The following is a 15,458-nucleotide window of genomic DNA, read 5'->3' on the forward strand; positions in this document are numbered from 1 at the left end:
TGTTCCAATCAGGCGTTGAATGAGGCGCGCGGCCCGAGGCGGCTGCGGCAAAACCGGCCAGCGTCAGGCGACGTCGTGACCCCATCGTACTGCCGCGGCGGCGGTTTCTCATTGTCATATCCGGCCCACATGGTGACAAAATCGGCCACGGAATGTGCGGGGCGAGGCCGGGAACGGCCGGCCCGGGGCGGCTTGGCGGGTGTCGGGTTTCGGAGAAAGGGCGGGCAATTGGGGTGCCGCCGTGGCCCGCGCTGGTGGGGCCGGAGTGGTCGAACCGGCCGATTCCGGCTCCGTTCAGTACCGACTGCCCGGAGAAACGCGAACTCGCGCGGATGGACAGCCACTTCCCTGGTCGAGCTGATCGGCGAACCACAAGTCGGCTGCCGGCTGCCGACTATCGGCTACGCGATCGATTGTGTCGGCTTCGCGATCGTTGCATGAACGCAATGAAGCGCTTGACCAGACCACCTGCCGCAACATCACTTCGGCCATCGCCAGACCGGATCGCTCAGATGCTCGGCGAAGTAGTCGGACAGCGCCGTCACCTTCGCGGGGCGCGCCCGCGCCGACGGCGTAACGAAATAAAGACCGCCCTTCGTCAGCGACCAGTCGGTGAGGATCGCTTCCAGACGGCCGTCGGCCAGATATTCGCCCGCGATGAACTCGGGCAGCTCGGCGATCGCCAGGCCATCGAGCAGCGTGGACAACAGCGCATCGGCGTTCGTTACCCGCAGCGGCCCCGTCGGCATGACCGGCTCCTCGTCGCCCACGTCGTTCGTGAAGCGCCATACGGCGCTGCGCGCGCGATATGCGTACGAGAGGCAAGGACGATCCGCCAGCTCGCGCGGATGCGTGGGCCGCCCTTCGCGCCGCAAATAGTCCGGCGACGCCACCACGAATTGCGTGACGGCGCACAGCCGCCGCGCGACCAGCGACGAATCCGGCAGCGCGGCGATGCGCAACGCGGCGTCGAATCCCTCGGCGATCAGATCGACCGACGCATCCGATAAATGCAGGTCGATCGACACCTCCGGATAGGCGCGAAAGAAGCCCGGCAGCAACGGCGCGACCCAGCGCAGCCCGAACGACATCGGCACAGCCAGACGCACCAGCCCGCGCGGCTGCACCGACATCTCGCGTGCCGAGCTTTCCGCCTCCTCGGCCCGGCGATAGATCTCGCCGGCTTGCTCGCTGATCGTCCGACCGAACTCCGTGAGAGACAGCTGGCGCGACGTGCGATTGAAAAGCCGCGCGCCCAGCCGGCTCTCCAGACGGGCCACACCGCGCGAAACGGTGGCGACGGACACCCCGGTCGCGCGCGCCGCGGCCGCAAACGATCCGTGCTCGGCCACCTTCGCGAACATCGCGAGCCCCTCGAAGTCTGGCAGTTGCGCCATTGCTCCTCATCTTTGCATATCTGCAACGTTTGATTGCGATTAATTCTATTTCGAAATGATCGAGCCGTCGATATTCTCCTCACATCGCAGCACGCAACAGCGTCGCGAACCCACTGACCTCACGAAAGGAGCAATACCATGGCACGCAAACTCGACAACAAGATCGCACTCGTCACCGGCGCAACCAGCGGCATCGGCCTTGCCACGGCCCAACGTTTCGCGGCCGAAGGTGCGCACGTTTATCTCACGGGCCGGCGCCCGGCCGAACTCGATGCCGCCGTGACCGGCATTCTCGAAGCCGGCGGAAAGGCGACCGGCGTACGGTCGGATTCCACCCGGCTCGATGAGCTCGACGCGCTGTACGAGCAAATCAAGAAAGAGCACGGACGCCTGGACGTGCTGTTCGTGAACGCCGGCGGCGGTTCGATGCTGCCGCTGGGCAGCATTACCGAGGCGCACTACGACGAGACCTTCGACCGCAACGTGAAGGCCGTGCTGTTCACGGTGCAGAAGGCACTCCCGCTGCTCGCCGATGGCGCGTCGGTGATTCTGACCGGCTCGACCGCGGGCAGCGCGGGTACCGCTGCGTTCAGCGTGTATTCGGCTTCGAAGGCGGCAGTGCGCGCCTTTGCACGCAGCTGGATTCTCGACCTCAAGGAGCGCCATGTCCGCGTGAACACGATCAGCCCGGGCGCGACGCGCACGCCCGGCCTGCTCGATCTCGCCGGTGACGATGCGGCTCAGCGCCAGGGGCTCGCCGATTACCTGGCTGCCCAGATCCCGATGGGGCGCCTTGGCGAGCCGGGCGAGATCGCGAGCGCGGCGCTGTTCCTGGCCTCGGACGACGCGAGCTTCGTGAACGGCATCGAATTGTTTGTCGATGGCGGCCAGCAACAGATCTGAGCGTGGCTTGGGTGCGGTGGACGCGTCTTCGACGATCGCACGCCGCGCCCGGCATACGCGTACCGAGTCCCGTCATGATTGAACGACGCGCTTTTGTTGCGCTTGCCGCGATCCGGCACGAAGGTGTCGACGTGCGCCAGCATTTCCGCGTGAGCGAATCCGGGCGCGCCGGAGAAGCGCCGTTCGGTCCACTCCTCGTGTGGAACGACGTCGAGTTCGCGCCGCACTCGGGCTTCGGCCTGCGCGCTCACCGCGACGTCGAGATCGTCACGTGGGTACGTTCGGGCGCAATCACGCACGAAGACGACGCGGGCAATCGCGCGCGCCTGGTCGCCAATTCCGTCCATGTGATGAGTACCGGCGCGGCGCTCCATTGCGCAGAGCGCAACGACGAAAATGTACCGGCGCGGCAATTCCAGATACGGCTACGTCCGCGCGCACCGGCCAGTACGTCGCGCTGCGCGACGCGCGTCTGTTCGCTCGGATGTCGCGAGAGCCGATTCGTTACGCTCGCGAGTGGCGATCCGGAGGATGTCCGCGCCGGCGCATTGCCCATTCACGCGGACGCACGGATGCGTATCGCGACGCTGCGCGAAGGCACGGCGATGCAGCACGCTTTGCCGCTGTCCGGTTCTGCTTATCTGGTTGTGGAACATGGACGCGTGGACGTGGGGCATATCACGCTGGCGCGACGCGACGGCATCACCATACGCGGTGAAACGTGCGTTACGTTGACAGCGAAAGACGACACGGATGTCGTGATTGTCGAGCTCTTGCGCTAGGACAGGTGCTTCACAGATGATCGCGATCTGAGCAGTGGGCTGCTTGAATCCGAAATGCGGTCATCAACATGGTTCATCTGGCCGAAATGGATTGCCAAGCGACCTCCACGGAAATCCACGAAGAACCCACTGCATGGCGGTCGCTGCCAAATCGCCCGCCCTTTTTCGCTGCCCGGACGCACGCGTTTCTGCATAAACTTTCACCTGATCAGACAACATGACCGGGAGCAGCGACGAAGATGAATGAACGCCCGAAGCCCATCGCGGATTTCGTCCGGATCGCCGGCGATCTGTTTCGGTCGGACAAGCTTCCGCCGGCCGCGCGCGCGTTCGCACCGCAGGTATTCGCACGACTGCAGACTCCGTCGGATAACGGCAAACGGCTAGCGGTGCGATACCCCGCATGCGAATGGCTCGACCGGGCGCTCGAGTCGGTCGCGCGCGTCGACCCGACGTTCGCCACCGTCGCGCGGCTGATCAAGTCGCTCGAGCCCGACGTGGGATGGTCGCGTCGCACGTCGGGAAAGGACGGTAGTCCGAACTATATCGACGGGCACGTGAACGGAATGATCTGCGGGCCCGGCGGCGCGGAAAGCCGCGACGACATCCAGCTCGGCTTCTCGTTGATGATGCCCAATGTCAGATATCCGGATCATGGTCACGCGCCGGAGGAAGCGTACGTGCTGATGACCGCCGGTGAATTCCGGCAGCAAAACGGCGCGTGGTTCGATCCCGGGATCGGCGGCGGCATTCACAACCCGCCGGGAGCGCTGCATGCGATGCGTTCCGGCGACGCGCCGTTCCTCGCGATCTGGTGCCTGCTGAATTGATCCGGCAATCGACGCGACGTGCCGACGGCGCCGCCGGCGGTCAGCAGCCAGTCATTGACCTACCGACCGGTCGGCATCGCTTCAGGCCGCTATTGAAACGCGCATATGCGTTTCGGGATCAGCCCGATCGTGTCCGGCGAAGAAGTGAACGATTTCACGCGAAGGCAGCCGCAGAGGGGAGCCGGCCATGGGAACCCGCAAAGGAACCCGGTTATGGGAAAACTCGTCCGCGGCCTAAGCACGCAGCCCGGCTCGAGCCACAACACCGCACCCCAAAAACGCCAGCGAGCCCGCCCCCGTCAACATCCGTTCAGCCGACGCGATATCGCTCCCGCGTGGATAAAACACAACAGTAGAACGGAACACGCGCTCGACGCGCCCCACCTCGATAGCGCCGTCGTTATGAGGCATACTCTATTCGCGCACATCGAACGATCGTTCTTTTTTAAACGCAAGCCGTCGCGCGAACCACTAAACACACACATGATTCTGGTACCTTGACGCACCGGCCCGCGCGCAATGCAATGGCCATCACCCATCTTTCACACTATGACACTACAGATTGGGATTCCTCTGGAGACAGCCACCGGCGAACGGCGCGTTGCGACCGTACCCGAAGTGGTCGAGAAACTGATCAAGCTGGGGTTTTCGGTGGCCGTGCAAAGCGGCGCCGGCGCCGGCGCGAATTTTGACGACGATGCGTACCGCGCGGCCGGCGCGAGCATCGCCGCGTCGGCGGCCGAGCTCTGGTCCGGCAGCGACATCGTGCTCAAGGTGCGCCCGCCGAGTGCCGACGAAGTCGCGCTGATGCGCGAAGGCGGCACGCTGATCGGCTTCGTATGGCCCGCGCAGAACCCCGAACTGATGCAGCAGCTGGCCGCGAAACGCGCAACGGTGCTCGCGATCGATTCGCTGCCGCGCACGCTGTCGCGCGCGCAGAAGATGGACGCGCTCACGTCGATGGCCGGCATCAGCGGCTACCGCGCGGTGATCGAGGCCGCGCATGCGTTCGGCCGCTTCCTGAACGGTCAGGTCACGGCGGCCGGCAAGGTCCCGCCGGCCAAGGTCTTCATCGCCGGCGCCGGCGTCGCGGGCCTCGCCGCGATCGGCACGGCAGCGAGCCTCGGCGCGATCGTGCGCGCGAACGACACGCGCGCCGAGGTGGCCGATCAGGTCAAGTCGCTGGGCGGCGAGTTCGTCAAGGTCGACTACGAAGAGGAAGGCTCGGGCGGCGGCGGTTACGCGAAGGTGATGAGCGAAGGCTTCCAGCAGGCGCAGCGCGCGATGTATGCGCAGCAGGCCAAGGATGCCGACATCATCATCACGACCGCGCTGATCCCCGGCAAGCCGGCGCCGAAGCTGATCACCGCCGAGATGGTGCAGTCGATGAAGCCCGGCAGCGTGATCGTCGACATGGCCGCCGAACAGGGCGGCAACTGCGAACTCACGGTGCCCGGCGAGGCGGTCGTGCGTCACGGCGTGACCATCGTCGGCTATACCGATCTCGCGTCGCGCCTGTCGCGGCAGGCGTCCACGCTGTACGGCACCAACCTGCTGCGCGTGATCGAGGAGCTGTGCAAGGGCAAGGACGGCACGATCAACGTCGACTTCGACGACGACGCGATCCGCGGCCTCACCGTCACCAAGGAAGGCAACATCACGTGGCCGCCGCCGCCGATCAAGCAGGCGGTCGTCGCACCCAAGCCGCAGGCGGCCGCACCCGCCGCGGCCGCGCCGGCGAAATCCAAGGGCCATGGTCACAGCGGCGAGCCGATGTCGGCCAAGGCGCTCGCCATCGTGTTCGCGATCGGCGCACTGGCGTTCCTGCTGGTCGGCCAGTTCGCGCCGGCCAGCTTCCTGTCGCACTTCACGGTGTTCGTGCTCGCGTGCTTCGTCGGCTACATGGTGATCTGGAACGTCACGCCGTCGCTGCACACGCCGCTGATGAGCGTGACCAACGCGATCTCGTCGATCATCGCGATCGGCGCGCTCGTGCAGGTCGCGCCGCCGCTGGGCGAGCTGGCCAATGCCGGCGACCGTCCGTCCGGGCTGATCCTCGGTCTCGCGGTGGGCGCGCTGACGCTCACGGCCGTCAACATGTTCGGCGGCTTCGCGGTGACGCGTCGCATGCTGGCGATGTTCCGCAAATAAGGGGACGACAACAATGACTTCCAACCTGACTACCGTCTCCTATATCGGCGCCGCGATCCTGTTCATCCTCAGCCTCGGCGGGCTGGCCAATCCCGAGACCGCGCGCCGCGGCAACCTGCTCGGCATGATCGGCATGCTGATCGCCGTGCTGGCCACGGTACTCGGCCCGCGCGTGTCGGCCGAGGGCATTCCGTACATCGTCGCTGCGCTGGTCGTCGGCGGCGCCGTCGGCCTGTACGCCGCGAAGAAGGTGCAGATGACGCAGATGCCGGAACTGGTCGCGCTGATGCACAGCCTGGTCGGTCTCGCGGCCTGCCTGGTGGGTTTCGCGAGCTATATCGACACGTCGCTGCAGCTCACCGGCGCGGAGAAGGCGATCCACGAAGTGGAGATCTACGTCGGCATCCTGATCGGCGCGGTCACCTTCGCGGGCTCGATCATCGCGTTCGGCAAGCTGTCCGGCAAGATCGGCGGCAAGCCGCTGCTGCTGCCGGCACGGCACTGGCTGAACCTGGCCGCGCTGCTCATCGTGATCTACTACGGCCGCGCGTTCCTGCATGCGGAAACCATCCAGGACGGCATGATGCCGCTCCTCGTGATGACGGTGCTGTCGCTGCTGTTCGGCGTGCACATGGTGATGGCGATCGGCGGCGCTGACATGCCGGTCGTGGTGTCGATGCTCAACAGCTACTCGGGGTGGGCGGCGGCAGCCACCGGCTTCATGCTCGGCAACGACCTGCTGATCGTGATCGGCGCGCTGGTCGGCTCGTCCGGTGCGATCCTGTCGTACATCATGTGTCGCGCGATGAACCGCAACTTCATCAGCGTGATCGCGGGCGGCTTCGGCAGCGGCGCGGGGGTACCGGCGGCAGCCGGCGGCGCCGCGCAGCCGGCCGGCGAGGCGGTCGCGGTGAGCGCGATGGAAACGGCCGAGCTGCTGCGCGAAGCGAAGCGCGTGATCATCGTGCCGGGCTACGGGATGGCCGTCGCGCAAGCCCAGCACACGGTGTTCGAACTGACGAAGCTGCTGCGCGAAAAGGGTGTCGACGTGCGTTTCGCGATTCACCCGGTCGCGGGCCGCATGCCGGGCCACATGAACGTGCTGCTGGCCGAAGCGAAGGTGCCGTACGACATCGTGCTCGAAATGGACGAGATCAACGGCGACTTCCCCGAGGCCGACGTGTCGATGGTGATCGGCGCGAACGACATCGTGAACCCGGCCGCGCAGGACGACCCGTCGAGCCCGATCGCCGGCATGCCGGTGCTGGAAGTGTGGAAGGCGAAGACGTCGATCGTGATGAAGCGCAGCATGGCGTCCGGCTATGCGGGCGTCGACAATCCGCTGTTCTACAAGGACAACAACCGCATGTTGTTCGGGGACGCGAAGTCGATGCTCACTGAAATCTTCGGCGCACTGAAAGCCTGAGTGCGGCCTCGCGCGCGGAGCGGGCAGCCAGCCGCTTCCGCGCCGCGCCGCCTCCCCCGGCAGCAGCCAGGCGGCATCATGTTCGACATCGTCCGTCACGGAACCCAAGATGATGAATATCGATACCGACCTGCCGGTGATGGTGACCGGCGCAACCGGCTACGTCGCGGGCTGGATCGTGCAACGGTTGCTCGAAGCCGGCGTGACGGTGCATGCGGCCGTTCGTCATCCCGACGATCCCGACAAGCTCAAATATCTGCAGCGCATCGCGGCCGGCCAGCCCGGCACGATCCGCTATTTCCGCGCCGACCTGCTCGACCCGGGATCGTATGCGGACGCGATGGCCGGTTGCGGCACCGTGTTCCATACCGCGTCGCCGTTCACCATTACGGTTCGTGACCCTCAGAAAGAACTCGTCGACCCGGCGCTGCTCGGCACGCGCAACGTGCTCGATACGGTGAACCGCACGCCGTCGGTGCGGCGCGTCGTGCTGACCAGCAGCTGCGCCGCGATCTACGGCGACAACGCCGATCTCGACGCGGTGCCGAGCGGCGTATTCACCGAGGCGAACTGGAATACCAGTTCGTCGCTGACGCACCAGCCCTATTCGTATTCGAAGACGGTGGCCGAGCGCGAAGCGTGGCAGATCGCCGGCGCGCAGCAGCGCTGGCGTCTCGTGACCATCAATCCGTCGCTCGTCATCGGGCCGGGCATCAATCCGTACGCGACGTCGGAGAGCTTCGAAATCGTCCGGCAGATGGGCGACGGCACGATGAAAATGGGCGTGCCGGATCTCGGCATGGGCGCGGTCGACGTGCGCGATGTCGCCGACGCGCACCTGCGGGCCGCGTTCCTGCCGGACGCGAACGGCCGCTACATCGTGTCCGGTCACAACACGAGCCTGCCGGCGATGGCGGCGACGCTGCTCGAACGGTATGGCGCCGACTATCCGATCCCGCGGCGCATCCTGCCCAAATGGCTCGTGTGGTCGATCGGCCCGCTGGTGAACAAGAGCGTGACGCGCCGCGTCGTCGCCCGCAATGTCGGACTGCCGTGGCGCGCCGACAATGCCCGTAGCCGCAACGAGCTCGGGATCCACTACCGCCCGCTCGCCGAGTCGATGAACGACTTCTTTCAGCAGCTGATCGAAACCGGACAGTTGCGGCGAGGAAGCGCTTCGTGATTTCACCGGGCCGGCAGGTCATGCCGGTCGGCCGCGGTGCGTGCGCGTCGACGAATGGCTGCCGCGCCCCACGCACGATGATTCGCGCACCAACGGGAGCCGTCCATGGGATCGCACGAAGGATGCCGGTTATGGGAGCGAGGTTGAAAAAACCGCGCTACGCGCGCCGCCGGTAAGTGCCCGGCGTACTCCCCGTCCAGTGCCGGAACGCGCGATGAAACGCACTCGGATCGTCGAAGCCGATATCGGCGCCGATCGCCGCGATCGTGTCGAGCGTGTCGGTGAGCCGCTGGATCGCGATGTCGCGCCGCAGTTCGTCCTTGAGCGCCTGGAACGTCGTGCCTTCGGCGGCCAGATGGCGGCTCAGCGTGCGCACCGAGCAATGCAGATGCTCGGCCGCCTCGTCGATCACCGGCAGGTCGGGCAGCGCCGCCGACAGGTATTGCCGCACGCGATGGCACACGAGCTGTTCGCTGAACGATTCGAAAATCCAGTCGCCCGGCGCGCGCGCGAGGAACTTGCGCAGGTTGCGCTTGCTCTGCCGGATCGGCGCATCGAGGTAGTCGGCACTGAAGCGCATCAGCGTGCGTTCACAGTCGAACTGCACGGAGCCCGAGAAGAAGTACAGGTGTTCGACCGCATGGCGCGGCCGCGGACACGCGAGCTCGATCCGCAGCAGCGGGATCTTCTGCCCGATCAGCCACGAACACACGCCGTGCACGAGCTTGAGCATCAGCTCCTGGCCGAGCGCGCCGATCGGGCCGATGGCCGGGTTCGGCCGCAGCAGCACCTGCGCGACGAGGCCGTCGCGTTTCGATTCGACGAAGAAGTCGTCGAGCAGGATATGGAAGAACTGGCCGAAACGATGCAGCGCCGTTTCGAGGTTGCGCGCATCGAGCAGGCTCAGGCACAGGTACTTCAGCGTGCCGCCGCGCAACGGGCGCGAGAAGATGCCCGGCATCTCGTCGTCGAGGTCGATAGCGAGCGTGCGGTACAGCGTCGAGAACTGCTCTTCCGTCACGCGCGCATGCGGCTCGCCGAGCAGCTCGAGCGGGATGCCGGCCCCGCGCAGATAGCGCTCGACCACGTCGCGCTGCGCGCCCGCGCTCGCCAGAAAACCGTTGACGAGCGAGATCGGCACCGTCGCGCTCGGCGACGGCAGCGCACGCCCGGGCTGGGCGGAAGGTGAGTCTGAACCGGTCATCGCGTCCCCGTCGGTCGAACCGCCCGCATTGTACTTGAGCGGCCCGGCGCGGACTGTCGGGGCTTGCGCCGGCACGCCGGTACGCCGGCCCGCACGTCGGCCGCGGCGCGTCGGCGCCATCACTCCGCGCGACTGAGTTCCCGGCGCAGGATCTTGCCGACCGTCGACTTCGGCAGCCGGTCGATCAGGCGGATCAGCTTCGGCACCTTGTACGCGGCGAGGTTCGCGCGGCAATGCGCGACGATCTGCGCGTCGGTCAAGGCCGCGTCCGACGCGGGCACCACGAACAGCTTGACGGCCTCGCCGGTGCGCTCGTCCGGCACGCCGATGCACGCGCATTCGGCGACGCCCGGCAACGCGGTCGCCACCGCTTCCACCTCGTTCGGATACACGTTGAAGCCCGACACGATGATCATGTCCTTCTTGCGGTCAACGATCTTCAGGAAGCCGGCCGCATCGAACACGCCGATGTCGCCGGTACGGAAGTAGCCGTCCGCGGTAAACGCGGCCGCGTTCGCGTCCGGCTTGCGCCAATAGCCGCCCATCACCTGCGGTCCCTTCACGCAGATCTCGCCCGCTTCGCCGATCGCCACCTCGCGATCCTGGTCGTCCAGCAGCTTCACGTCGGTCGACGGCAGCGGCAGGCCCGTCGTGCCCGTGAACGCGTCGATCGACTGCGGGTTGAACGTGACCACCGGCGACGTTTCCGACAGCCCGTACCCTTCGCGGATGAAGTTGCCCGTCACCGCCTTCCAGCGCGCGGAGATCACGTCGATCACCGCCGCGCCGCCGCCGGCCGACAGCGTCAGCCGCGACCAGTCGACTTCGTTCAGCCGCGGCTGGGCCACGAGCCCCGCATACAGCGTGTTGACGCCGACGAACACCGACGGCCGCGCGGCCTTCAGCACGTCGATGAAGCCGTCCATGTCGCGCGGATTCGCGACGAGCCAGTTCTCCGCGCCGATCGCGAAGTAGGACAGGAAGTTCACCGTCAGCGCGAAGATGTGATACAGCGGGATCGCCGTGACGATGACCTCCTCGCCCGGCCGCCGCGAATCCGGCACGATCGCGCCGAACTGCGCGATGTTCGCGACCAGGTTGCGATGCGACAGCGCGGCGCCCTTCGACAGCCCGGTCGTGCCGCCCGTGTACTGCAGCAGCAGCAGATCGTCGCCGCCAAGCGCGACCGGCTCGACCACGAGCGACTCGCCCGCGGCAAGCGCGTGAGCGAGTGCGATCGAGCCCGGCGGCAGCGCGTCGCACGCGCCGGCCGGCGCATCGACGACGCCGAGATCGCCGCGGCCCACGCTCAGCACGGTTCGTATGCGCGTCCTGCCGACCACGTCGGCGAACGTGCCCATCGATCCGCCGCATACCACGGCCACTTCGACATCCGCGTCGTTGAGCTGATGTTCGAGCTCGTGCGCGGTGTAGAGCGGGTTCACGTTGACCTGGATCGCGCCGATTCGCGCGAGCGCGACGAACACCACCGGAAAGGCGAGCACGTTGGGCAGCATCACGGCCACGCGGTCGCCCTTGCGTACGCCCGCGACCTGCTGCAGGTACGCGGCCAGCGCGGTCGACAGGCGGTCGACGTCGGCATAGGTGACCGTGCGGCCGAACGCGCGGAATGCGGGGCGCGCCGCGAAGCGGCGCATCGCATCGTCCAGCAGCGCGGTTACGGAAGGATGGCGATCGGCATCGATCTCGGCGGGGATCGAGCCATACGAGCCGATCCAGTGTCTCTTCGTCATGTCCTGCTCCTCGGGGGACGGCGCCGGGCAGCGCCGTTCGCACGGCGACCCGCGCACCGTATGGTCAAAAGCCGCCGCCTGACCGGCGACTATCGCCTGCCATCGCGGCTTTGAAAATGATCCGGGCGGTCGAAAAGATGATCGAAACGGACACGCGGGCGCGCGGCGGCCCTCCTGTCGCCGCTTCCGCTCGTGCATCGGTCATGTCGTGTCCGTCCGTGCTACCGCTGCGCATCAGGGTGAACCCTATGGCGCCTCAACGCGTTCCGGCGCAGAATCGCGCACCGGAACGATATCGAATCGGACGCTGAACCCGCCATGCCGCGCAGTGCGCTCTTGAAACCGACGGCCTCCGGCCCCGCGTCGCTGCCCGACGCCCCGCCCGCCCACGTGTCGCGCGAGAAGCGCTTCTCGCCGGCCAAGCTGGCCGTGCTCGTCGGCGTCGCCCGGGAACTCGGCGTCGATCCGGCCGCGGTGCTGGACGGCACCGGCCTGTCGCCGGACGCCGTCACCGATCCGTTCACGCTCACGTCGTCGCGGCAGTTCCTGAGCGCCGCGCGCAATGCGCTCGGCCGCTACGACGGCACCGATCTCGGCGTGCGCGTCGGCCGCCGGCTGCATGCGTCGAGCTACGGGATGTACGGCTACGCGATGCTGTGCTCGGAATCGCTCGCGCATGCGTTCGATTCGGCCGTCAAATATCACCAGCTCGCGAACGGGATGCTCGCGATCCGCTGGGTCGAACAGGGCGACACCGCGTCGTGGCTGTTCCCGGATCCGCACGAAGCCGCGCTGCCCCAGCCGGACCTGCCGCTGTACCGCTTCCTGATCGACATGCAGTTCGCGCTGCACGTGACAGTCATCAAGGACGTGATGGGTGCGTGGTGCGTGCCGGCCCGCGCGCAGTTCGCGCAGCCGGAGCCGGCGCACGCGGCGCAGCTCGCCGACGCGCTCGAATGCCCGATCGCGTTCGACCAGCCGCACCATGTGTTGAGCTACCCGGCCGCGTGGCTCGCCCGCGCGCCGCAGCTCGCGAACCCGATCACCGCCGCGCAGGTGTCGTCGCACTGCGCGCGCCTGCTCGACGAACTGCGCAGCCAGGCCGGCGTCACGCGGCGCGTGTACCAGGAACTCACGCGCACGCCCGGGCAGTTCCCGGACATCGACGCGATCGCCGACACGCTGTGCATGACGTCGCGCACGCTGCGCCGCAAGCTCGACGCCGAAGGCACGTCGTACAGCGAGCTGCTGACGAGCGTGCGCAAGGCGCTCGCGATCGACTACCTGAGCACCACGACGCTCAGCACCGAGGACATCGCGCTGACGCTCGGCTTCAGCGATGCGGTCGGGTTCCGCCACGCGTTCAAGCGCTGGACCGGCACGACGCCGAGCGACGTGCGGCGCAAGCGCGGCCGGTAAGCGCGCGGGCAGATCGCCGCCGGGTTTCAACGCGTTTCGCCCGGCGCCGGATGCGCGACCGGCAGCGCGAACTCGAACACCGCGCCGCGTCCGTCCCGATCGACGAGCCGGATCCCGCTGCCGTTGAGCACCAGCATCCGGTGCACGATCAGCAGCCCGAGCCCGCCGCTCGTCGCCGCGCCGCCGCTCATCGGCCGCTGCGGCCGCTGAAACAATCCTTCGCGCCGCGCCTGCGGAATCCCTTCTCCGGTATCCGACACGGTCACCACCACGCGATCGTCCTGCGGCGTCAGCGCCACTTCGACTTCGCCGTGCTGCGGCGTGTGCCGCAATGCGTTGTCGAGCAGGTTGGTCAGCACGCGCTCGATCATCCCGAGATCGGCCGAGACGACCGGCACGCGCGGCGGGATCCGCGCATGCAGCGCGATGCCGCGCGACTGCGCGGCCAGCTCGAACTTCTGGAACACGTCCTGCACGAGATCGACGAGCGAGAACGGCTCGCGCTCGGCCTGCACGCCGCCCGATTCGAGCCGCGCGAGTTCGAACAGCGCCTGCGCGAGCCGGCCGACCTTCGTGCTCTGCGCGAGCGCGATCGACAGGTAGCGGCGGCGCTCGGTCTCGGCGAGCGTGTCGGACTTCAGCGACAGTGTCTCCAGATAGCCGTGCAGCGACGTCAGCGGCGTGCGCAGGTCGTGCGAGATGTTCGTGATCAGTTCGCGCCGCTGCTGGTCCTGGCGCGTCAGCGCGCGCCACTGTTCGCCGATCCGGTCGGCCATCTGCGCGAACGCGGATTCGAGCACCGCGATGTCGTCGCCGCGCGCCCCCGGCGGCGAGCGCGGCACCGGCGGCTGCGTGTCGGGCGCGCCGTTCGCGTCGAAGCGGCGCATCGCGTCGGTCAGCCGGCGCAGCGGGCGCGTGATGAAGCTGAACGCGGTCAGGCCCGCGAGCAGGCCGAGCAGCGCGACGACCGCCATCGACCACAGCGTCGTGCGCAGCACGTTGCCGGCGTCGACGCGCGCGACCAGCCGGTCGTGCGCTTCGCCGAGCAGCACCACGTAGATGTAGCCGGACGGCGGCTGTCCCGGGCGCTGCAGCGGCGCGGCGCTGAATACCTTGCGCCCGTCGGGGCTGCGCGGGTCGTCGCCGAGGATCGGCAGCGGATCGCCCGCGATGAAGCGCTGCACCGGCGCGAGATCGACGCGCTCGCGCTTCACGTGGCCCGGCGGCGCGTCGTCGCCCTCGATGCGCCCCGCGTTGTCGAGCAGGTACACCTCGACGCTCGGGTTCACGCCCATCAGCTGGCCGAACAGCGTGCGCACCGCGTCCGGGCGCAGCCCGTTCGCATCCATCAGCGGCGTGCTGCTCGCGATGTGCGCGGCGAGATCGCGCGACAGGCCCTGCACGACTTCCTTCTCGCGCATGTCGTTCGCACGGATCTGCAGCCATGCCGACGCGCCCGAGCACGCGAGCAGCAGCACCGCGAACACGCACGACAGCCGCTGGGTGAGGGTGAGTTTCATCAGGCGTCCCGCTGGTCCGGCGCGGCGAGCTTGTAGCCGCGTCCCCACACGGTGAGGATCCGCACGGGCTCGGCCGGATCGGCCTCGACCTTCGCGCGCAGCCGGTTGATGTGGGTGTTCACCGTGTGTTCGTAGCCTTCGTGCTGGTAGCCCCACACCGCGTTCAGCAGGTCCATCCGCGAGAACACCTTGCCCGGGTGCCGCGCGAAGAAATACAGCAGGTCGAATTCGCGCGGCGTGAGGTCGATGCGCGTGCCGTCGACGCTCGCTTCCCGCGCGATCGGGTCGATCGACAGGCCGGCTACGTCGAGCGTGCCCGCGTCGATCCGCGAATCGCGCGCGAGCGCGTCGACGCGCCGCAGCAGCGCCTTGACCCGCGCGACGAGTTCCAGCACCGAGAACGGTTTCGCCAGATAGTCGTCGGCGCCGAGCTCGAGGCCGAGGATCCGGTGCACCTCGCTCGAGCGCGCGCTGGTGATGATGATCGGCGTGTAACGCGCCATCGCGCGGGCGCGCCGGCAGATTTCCAGGCCGTCGACGCCGGGCAGCATCAGGTCGAGGATCAGCGCGTCCCAGTTGCCCTGTTCGAGCAGGCGCAGGCCTTCCGTGCCGTCCGCGCTGTGCACGACTTCGTAGCGCTCGTCGCGCAGGTGCAGGCTCAGCACGTCGGCGATGTCGGCGTCGTCTTCGACGATGAGGATGCGTTTGGGGTGGTCCATGGCGGTCGGCGGCGGCACGTCGGTCGGGGGCTCACGGTTGGTGCGAAGGTTCTTTCCGGCGCCCTCTCCGGGCCGGCAGGCCGGCCTGCCGGGGAAGGCGAATGGCGGCAACAACGCCGCGCTGTCGCCATTGTGCAAAATTTTGCCGGCGGCAGGGGTCACAATTCGTT

Annotated in this window: 13 protein-coding genes; 7 read left to right on the top strand and 6 right to left on the bottom strand. The window is 67.5% G+C overall.

All coding sequences use genetic code 11. The features are described from left to right. Positions 1 to 479 precede the first annotated feature (479 nt). The gene (locus tag BAMB_RS28780; protein WP_011660672.1) at positions 480 to 1,397 is read right to left on the bottom strand and encodes a LysR family transcriptional regulator; all 918 of its coding nucleotides are present in this window, start codon (positions 1,395 to 1,397) and stop codon (positions 480 to 482) included. Positions 1,398 to 1,535: 138 nt separating this feature from the next. Between BAMB_RS28780 and BAMB_RS28785 the strand changes: the two genes are divergently transcribed. From BAMB_RS28785 to BAMB_RS28810, 6 genes are all read left to right on the top strand, one after another. Beyond that, positions 1,536 to 2,300, top strand: a complete 765-nt coding sequence (locus tag BAMB_RS28785) for an SDR family NAD(P)-dependent oxidoreductase (RefSeq protein WP_011660673.1) — start codon at positions 1,536 to 1,538, stop codon at positions 2,298 to 2,300. A 74-nt stretch (positions 2,301 to 2,374) separates the two neighbouring features. Further along, positions 2,375 to 3,082, top strand: a complete 708-nt coding sequence (locus tag BAMB_RS28790; protein ID WP_011660674.1) for a pirin family protein — start codon at positions 2,375 to 2,377, stop codon at positions 3,080 to 3,082. A 239-nt stretch (positions 3,083 to 3,321) separates the two neighbouring features. After that, on the top strand, positions 3,322 to 3,912 hold the full coding sequence (locus BAMB_RS28795; RefSeq protein WP_011660675.1) for a dimethylsulfoniopropionate lyase: 591 nt from the start codon (positions 3,322 to 3,324) through the stop codon (positions 3,910 to 3,912). Positions 3,913 to 4,461: 549 nt separating this feature from the next. Then, a complete protein-coding gene (locus tag BAMB_RS28800; RefSeq protein WP_085963181.1) occupies positions 4,462 to 6,063 on the top strand; it encodes a Re/Si-specific NAD(P)(+) transhydrogenase subunit alpha in 1,602 nt (533 codons plus the stop codon). A gap of 13 nt (positions 6,064 to 6,076) precedes the next feature. Next, positions 6,077 to 7,489 carry a Re/Si-specific NAD(P)(+) transhydrogenase subunit beta gene (pntB, locus tag BAMB_RS28805; RefSeq protein WP_011660677.1) on the top strand — a complete coding sequence of 471 codons (1,413 nt, stop codon included), beginning with the start codon at positions 6,077 to 6,079 and terminating at the stop codon, positions 7,487 to 7,489. A 109-nt stretch (positions 7,490 to 7,598) separates the two neighbouring features. Beyond that, positions 7,599 to 8,672, top strand: a complete 1,074-nt coding sequence (locus BAMB_RS28810; protein WP_011660678.1) for an NAD-dependent epimerase/dehydratase family protein — start codon at positions 7,599 to 7,601, stop codon at positions 8,670 to 8,672. A gap of 157 nt (positions 8,673 to 8,829) precedes the next feature. Here the strand turns inward: BAMB_RS28810 and BAMB_RS28815 are convergent, their stop codons facing one another. From BAMB_RS28815 to BAMB_RS35635, 3 genes are all read right to left on the bottom strand, one after another. Beyond that, positions 8,830 to 9,996 carry an AraC family transcriptional regulator gene (locus BAMB_RS28815; protein ID WP_041491758.1) on the bottom strand — a complete coding sequence of 389 codons (1,167 nt, stop codon included), beginning with the start codon at positions 9,994 to 9,996 and terminating at the stop codon, positions 8,830 to 8,832. Next, a complete protein-coding gene (locus tag BAMB_RS28820; protein WP_011660680.1) occupies positions 9,996 to 11,630 on the bottom strand; it encodes an AMP-binding protein in 1,635 nt (544 codons plus the stop codon). Before BAMB_RS28820 ends, BAMB_RS28815 begins: the two co-directional genes overlap by 1 nt. A gap of 64 nt (positions 11,631 to 11,694) precedes the next feature. Further along, entirely contained in the window at positions 11,695 to 11,835 is a 141-nt protein-coding gene (locus tag BAMB_RS35635; protein WP_158380560.1) for a hypothetical protein, read from the bottom strand. A gap of 113 nt (positions 11,836 to 11,948) precedes the next feature. On the opposite strand from BAMB_RS35635, the gene BAMB_RS28825 reads away from it, so the two are divergent. Continuing rightward, a complete protein-coding gene (locus BAMB_RS28825; RefSeq protein ID WP_011660681.1) occupies positions 11,949 to 13,049 on the top strand; it encodes an AraC family transcriptional regulator in 1,101 nt (366 codons plus the stop codon). Positions 13,050 to 13,075: 26 nt separating this feature from the next. Here BAMB_RS28825 and BAMB_RS28830 read toward each other — a convergent pair whose 3' ends face one another. Both BAMB_RS28830 and BAMB_RS28835 read right to left on the bottom strand, forming a co-directional pair. Next, on the bottom strand, positions 13,076 to 14,569 hold the full coding sequence (locus BAMB_RS28830; protein ID WP_011660682.1) for a sensor histidine kinase: 1,494 nt from the start codon (positions 14,567 to 14,569) through the stop codon (positions 13,076 to 13,078). Beyond that, positions 14,569 to 15,288 (bottom strand): response regulator transcription factor, encoded by a 720-nt coding sequence (locus tag BAMB_RS28835; protein ID WP_011660683.1) that lies wholly within the window; start codon positions 15,286 to 15,288, stop codon positions 14,569 to 14,571. Before BAMB_RS28835 ends, BAMB_RS28830 begins: the two co-directional genes overlap by 1 nt. Between the last annotated feature and the right edge of the window lie 170 nt (positions 15,289 to 15,458).

Source organism: Burkholderia ambifaria AMMD (genome assembly GCF_000203915.1).
GTDB lineage: Bacteria > Pseudomonadota > Gammaproteobacteria > Burkholderiales > Burkholderiaceae > Burkholderia > Burkholderia ambifaria.

Excerpts from the sequence above, each read along its gene's own strand:
- BAMB_RS28780 (WP_011660672.1), bottom strand. The coding sequence starts at position 1,397 with ATGGCGCAACTGCCAGACTTCGAGGGGCTCGCGATGTTCGCGAAGGTG.
- BAMB_RS28785 (WP_011660673.1), top strand. The coding sequence starts at position 1,536 with ATGGCACGCAAACTCGACAACAAGATCGCACTCGTCACCGGCGCAACC.
- BAMB_RS28790 (WP_011660674.1), top strand. The coding sequence starts at position 2,375 with ATGATTGAACGACGCGCTTTTGTTGCGCTTGCCGCGATCCGGCACGAA.
- BAMB_RS28795 (WP_011660675.1), top strand. The coding sequence starts at position 3,322 with ATGAATGAACGCCCGAAGCCCATCGCGGATTTCGTCCGGATCGCCGGC.
- BAMB_RS28800 (WP_085963181.1), top strand. The coding sequence starts at position 4,462 with ATGACACTACAGATTGGGATTCCTCTGGAGACAGCCACCGGCGAACGG.
- pntB (WP_011660677.1), top strand. The coding sequence starts at position 6,077 with ATGACTTCCAACCTGACTACCGTCTCCTATATCGGCGCCGCGATCCTG.
- BAMB_RS28810 (WP_011660678.1), top strand. The coding sequence starts at position 7,599 with ATGATGAATATCGATACCGACCTGCCGGTGATGGTGACCGGCGCAACC.
- BAMB_RS28815 (WP_041491758.1), bottom strand. The coding sequence starts at position 9,996 with ATGGCGCCGACGCGCCGCGGCCGACGTGCGGGCCGGCGTACCGGCGTG.
- BAMB_RS28820 (WP_011660680.1), bottom strand. The coding sequence starts at position 11,630 with ATGACGAAGAGACACTGGATCGGCTCGTATGGCTCGATCCCCGCCGAG.
- BAMB_RS35635 (WP_158380560.1), bottom strand. The coding sequence starts at position 11,835 with ATGACCGATGCACGAGCGGAAGCGGCGACAGGAGGGCCGCCGCGCGCC.
- BAMB_RS28825 (WP_011660681.1), top strand. The coding sequence starts at position 11,949 with ATGCCGCGCAGTGCGCTCTTGAAACCGACGGCCTCCGGCCCCGCGTCG.
- BAMB_RS28830 (WP_011660682.1), bottom strand. The coding sequence starts at position 14,569 with ATGAAACTCACCCTCACCCAGCGGCTGTCGTGCGTGTTCGCGGTGCTG.
- BAMB_RS28835 (WP_011660683.1), bottom strand. The coding sequence starts at position 15,288 with ATGGACCACCCCAAACGCATCCTCATCGTCGAAGACGACGCCGACATC.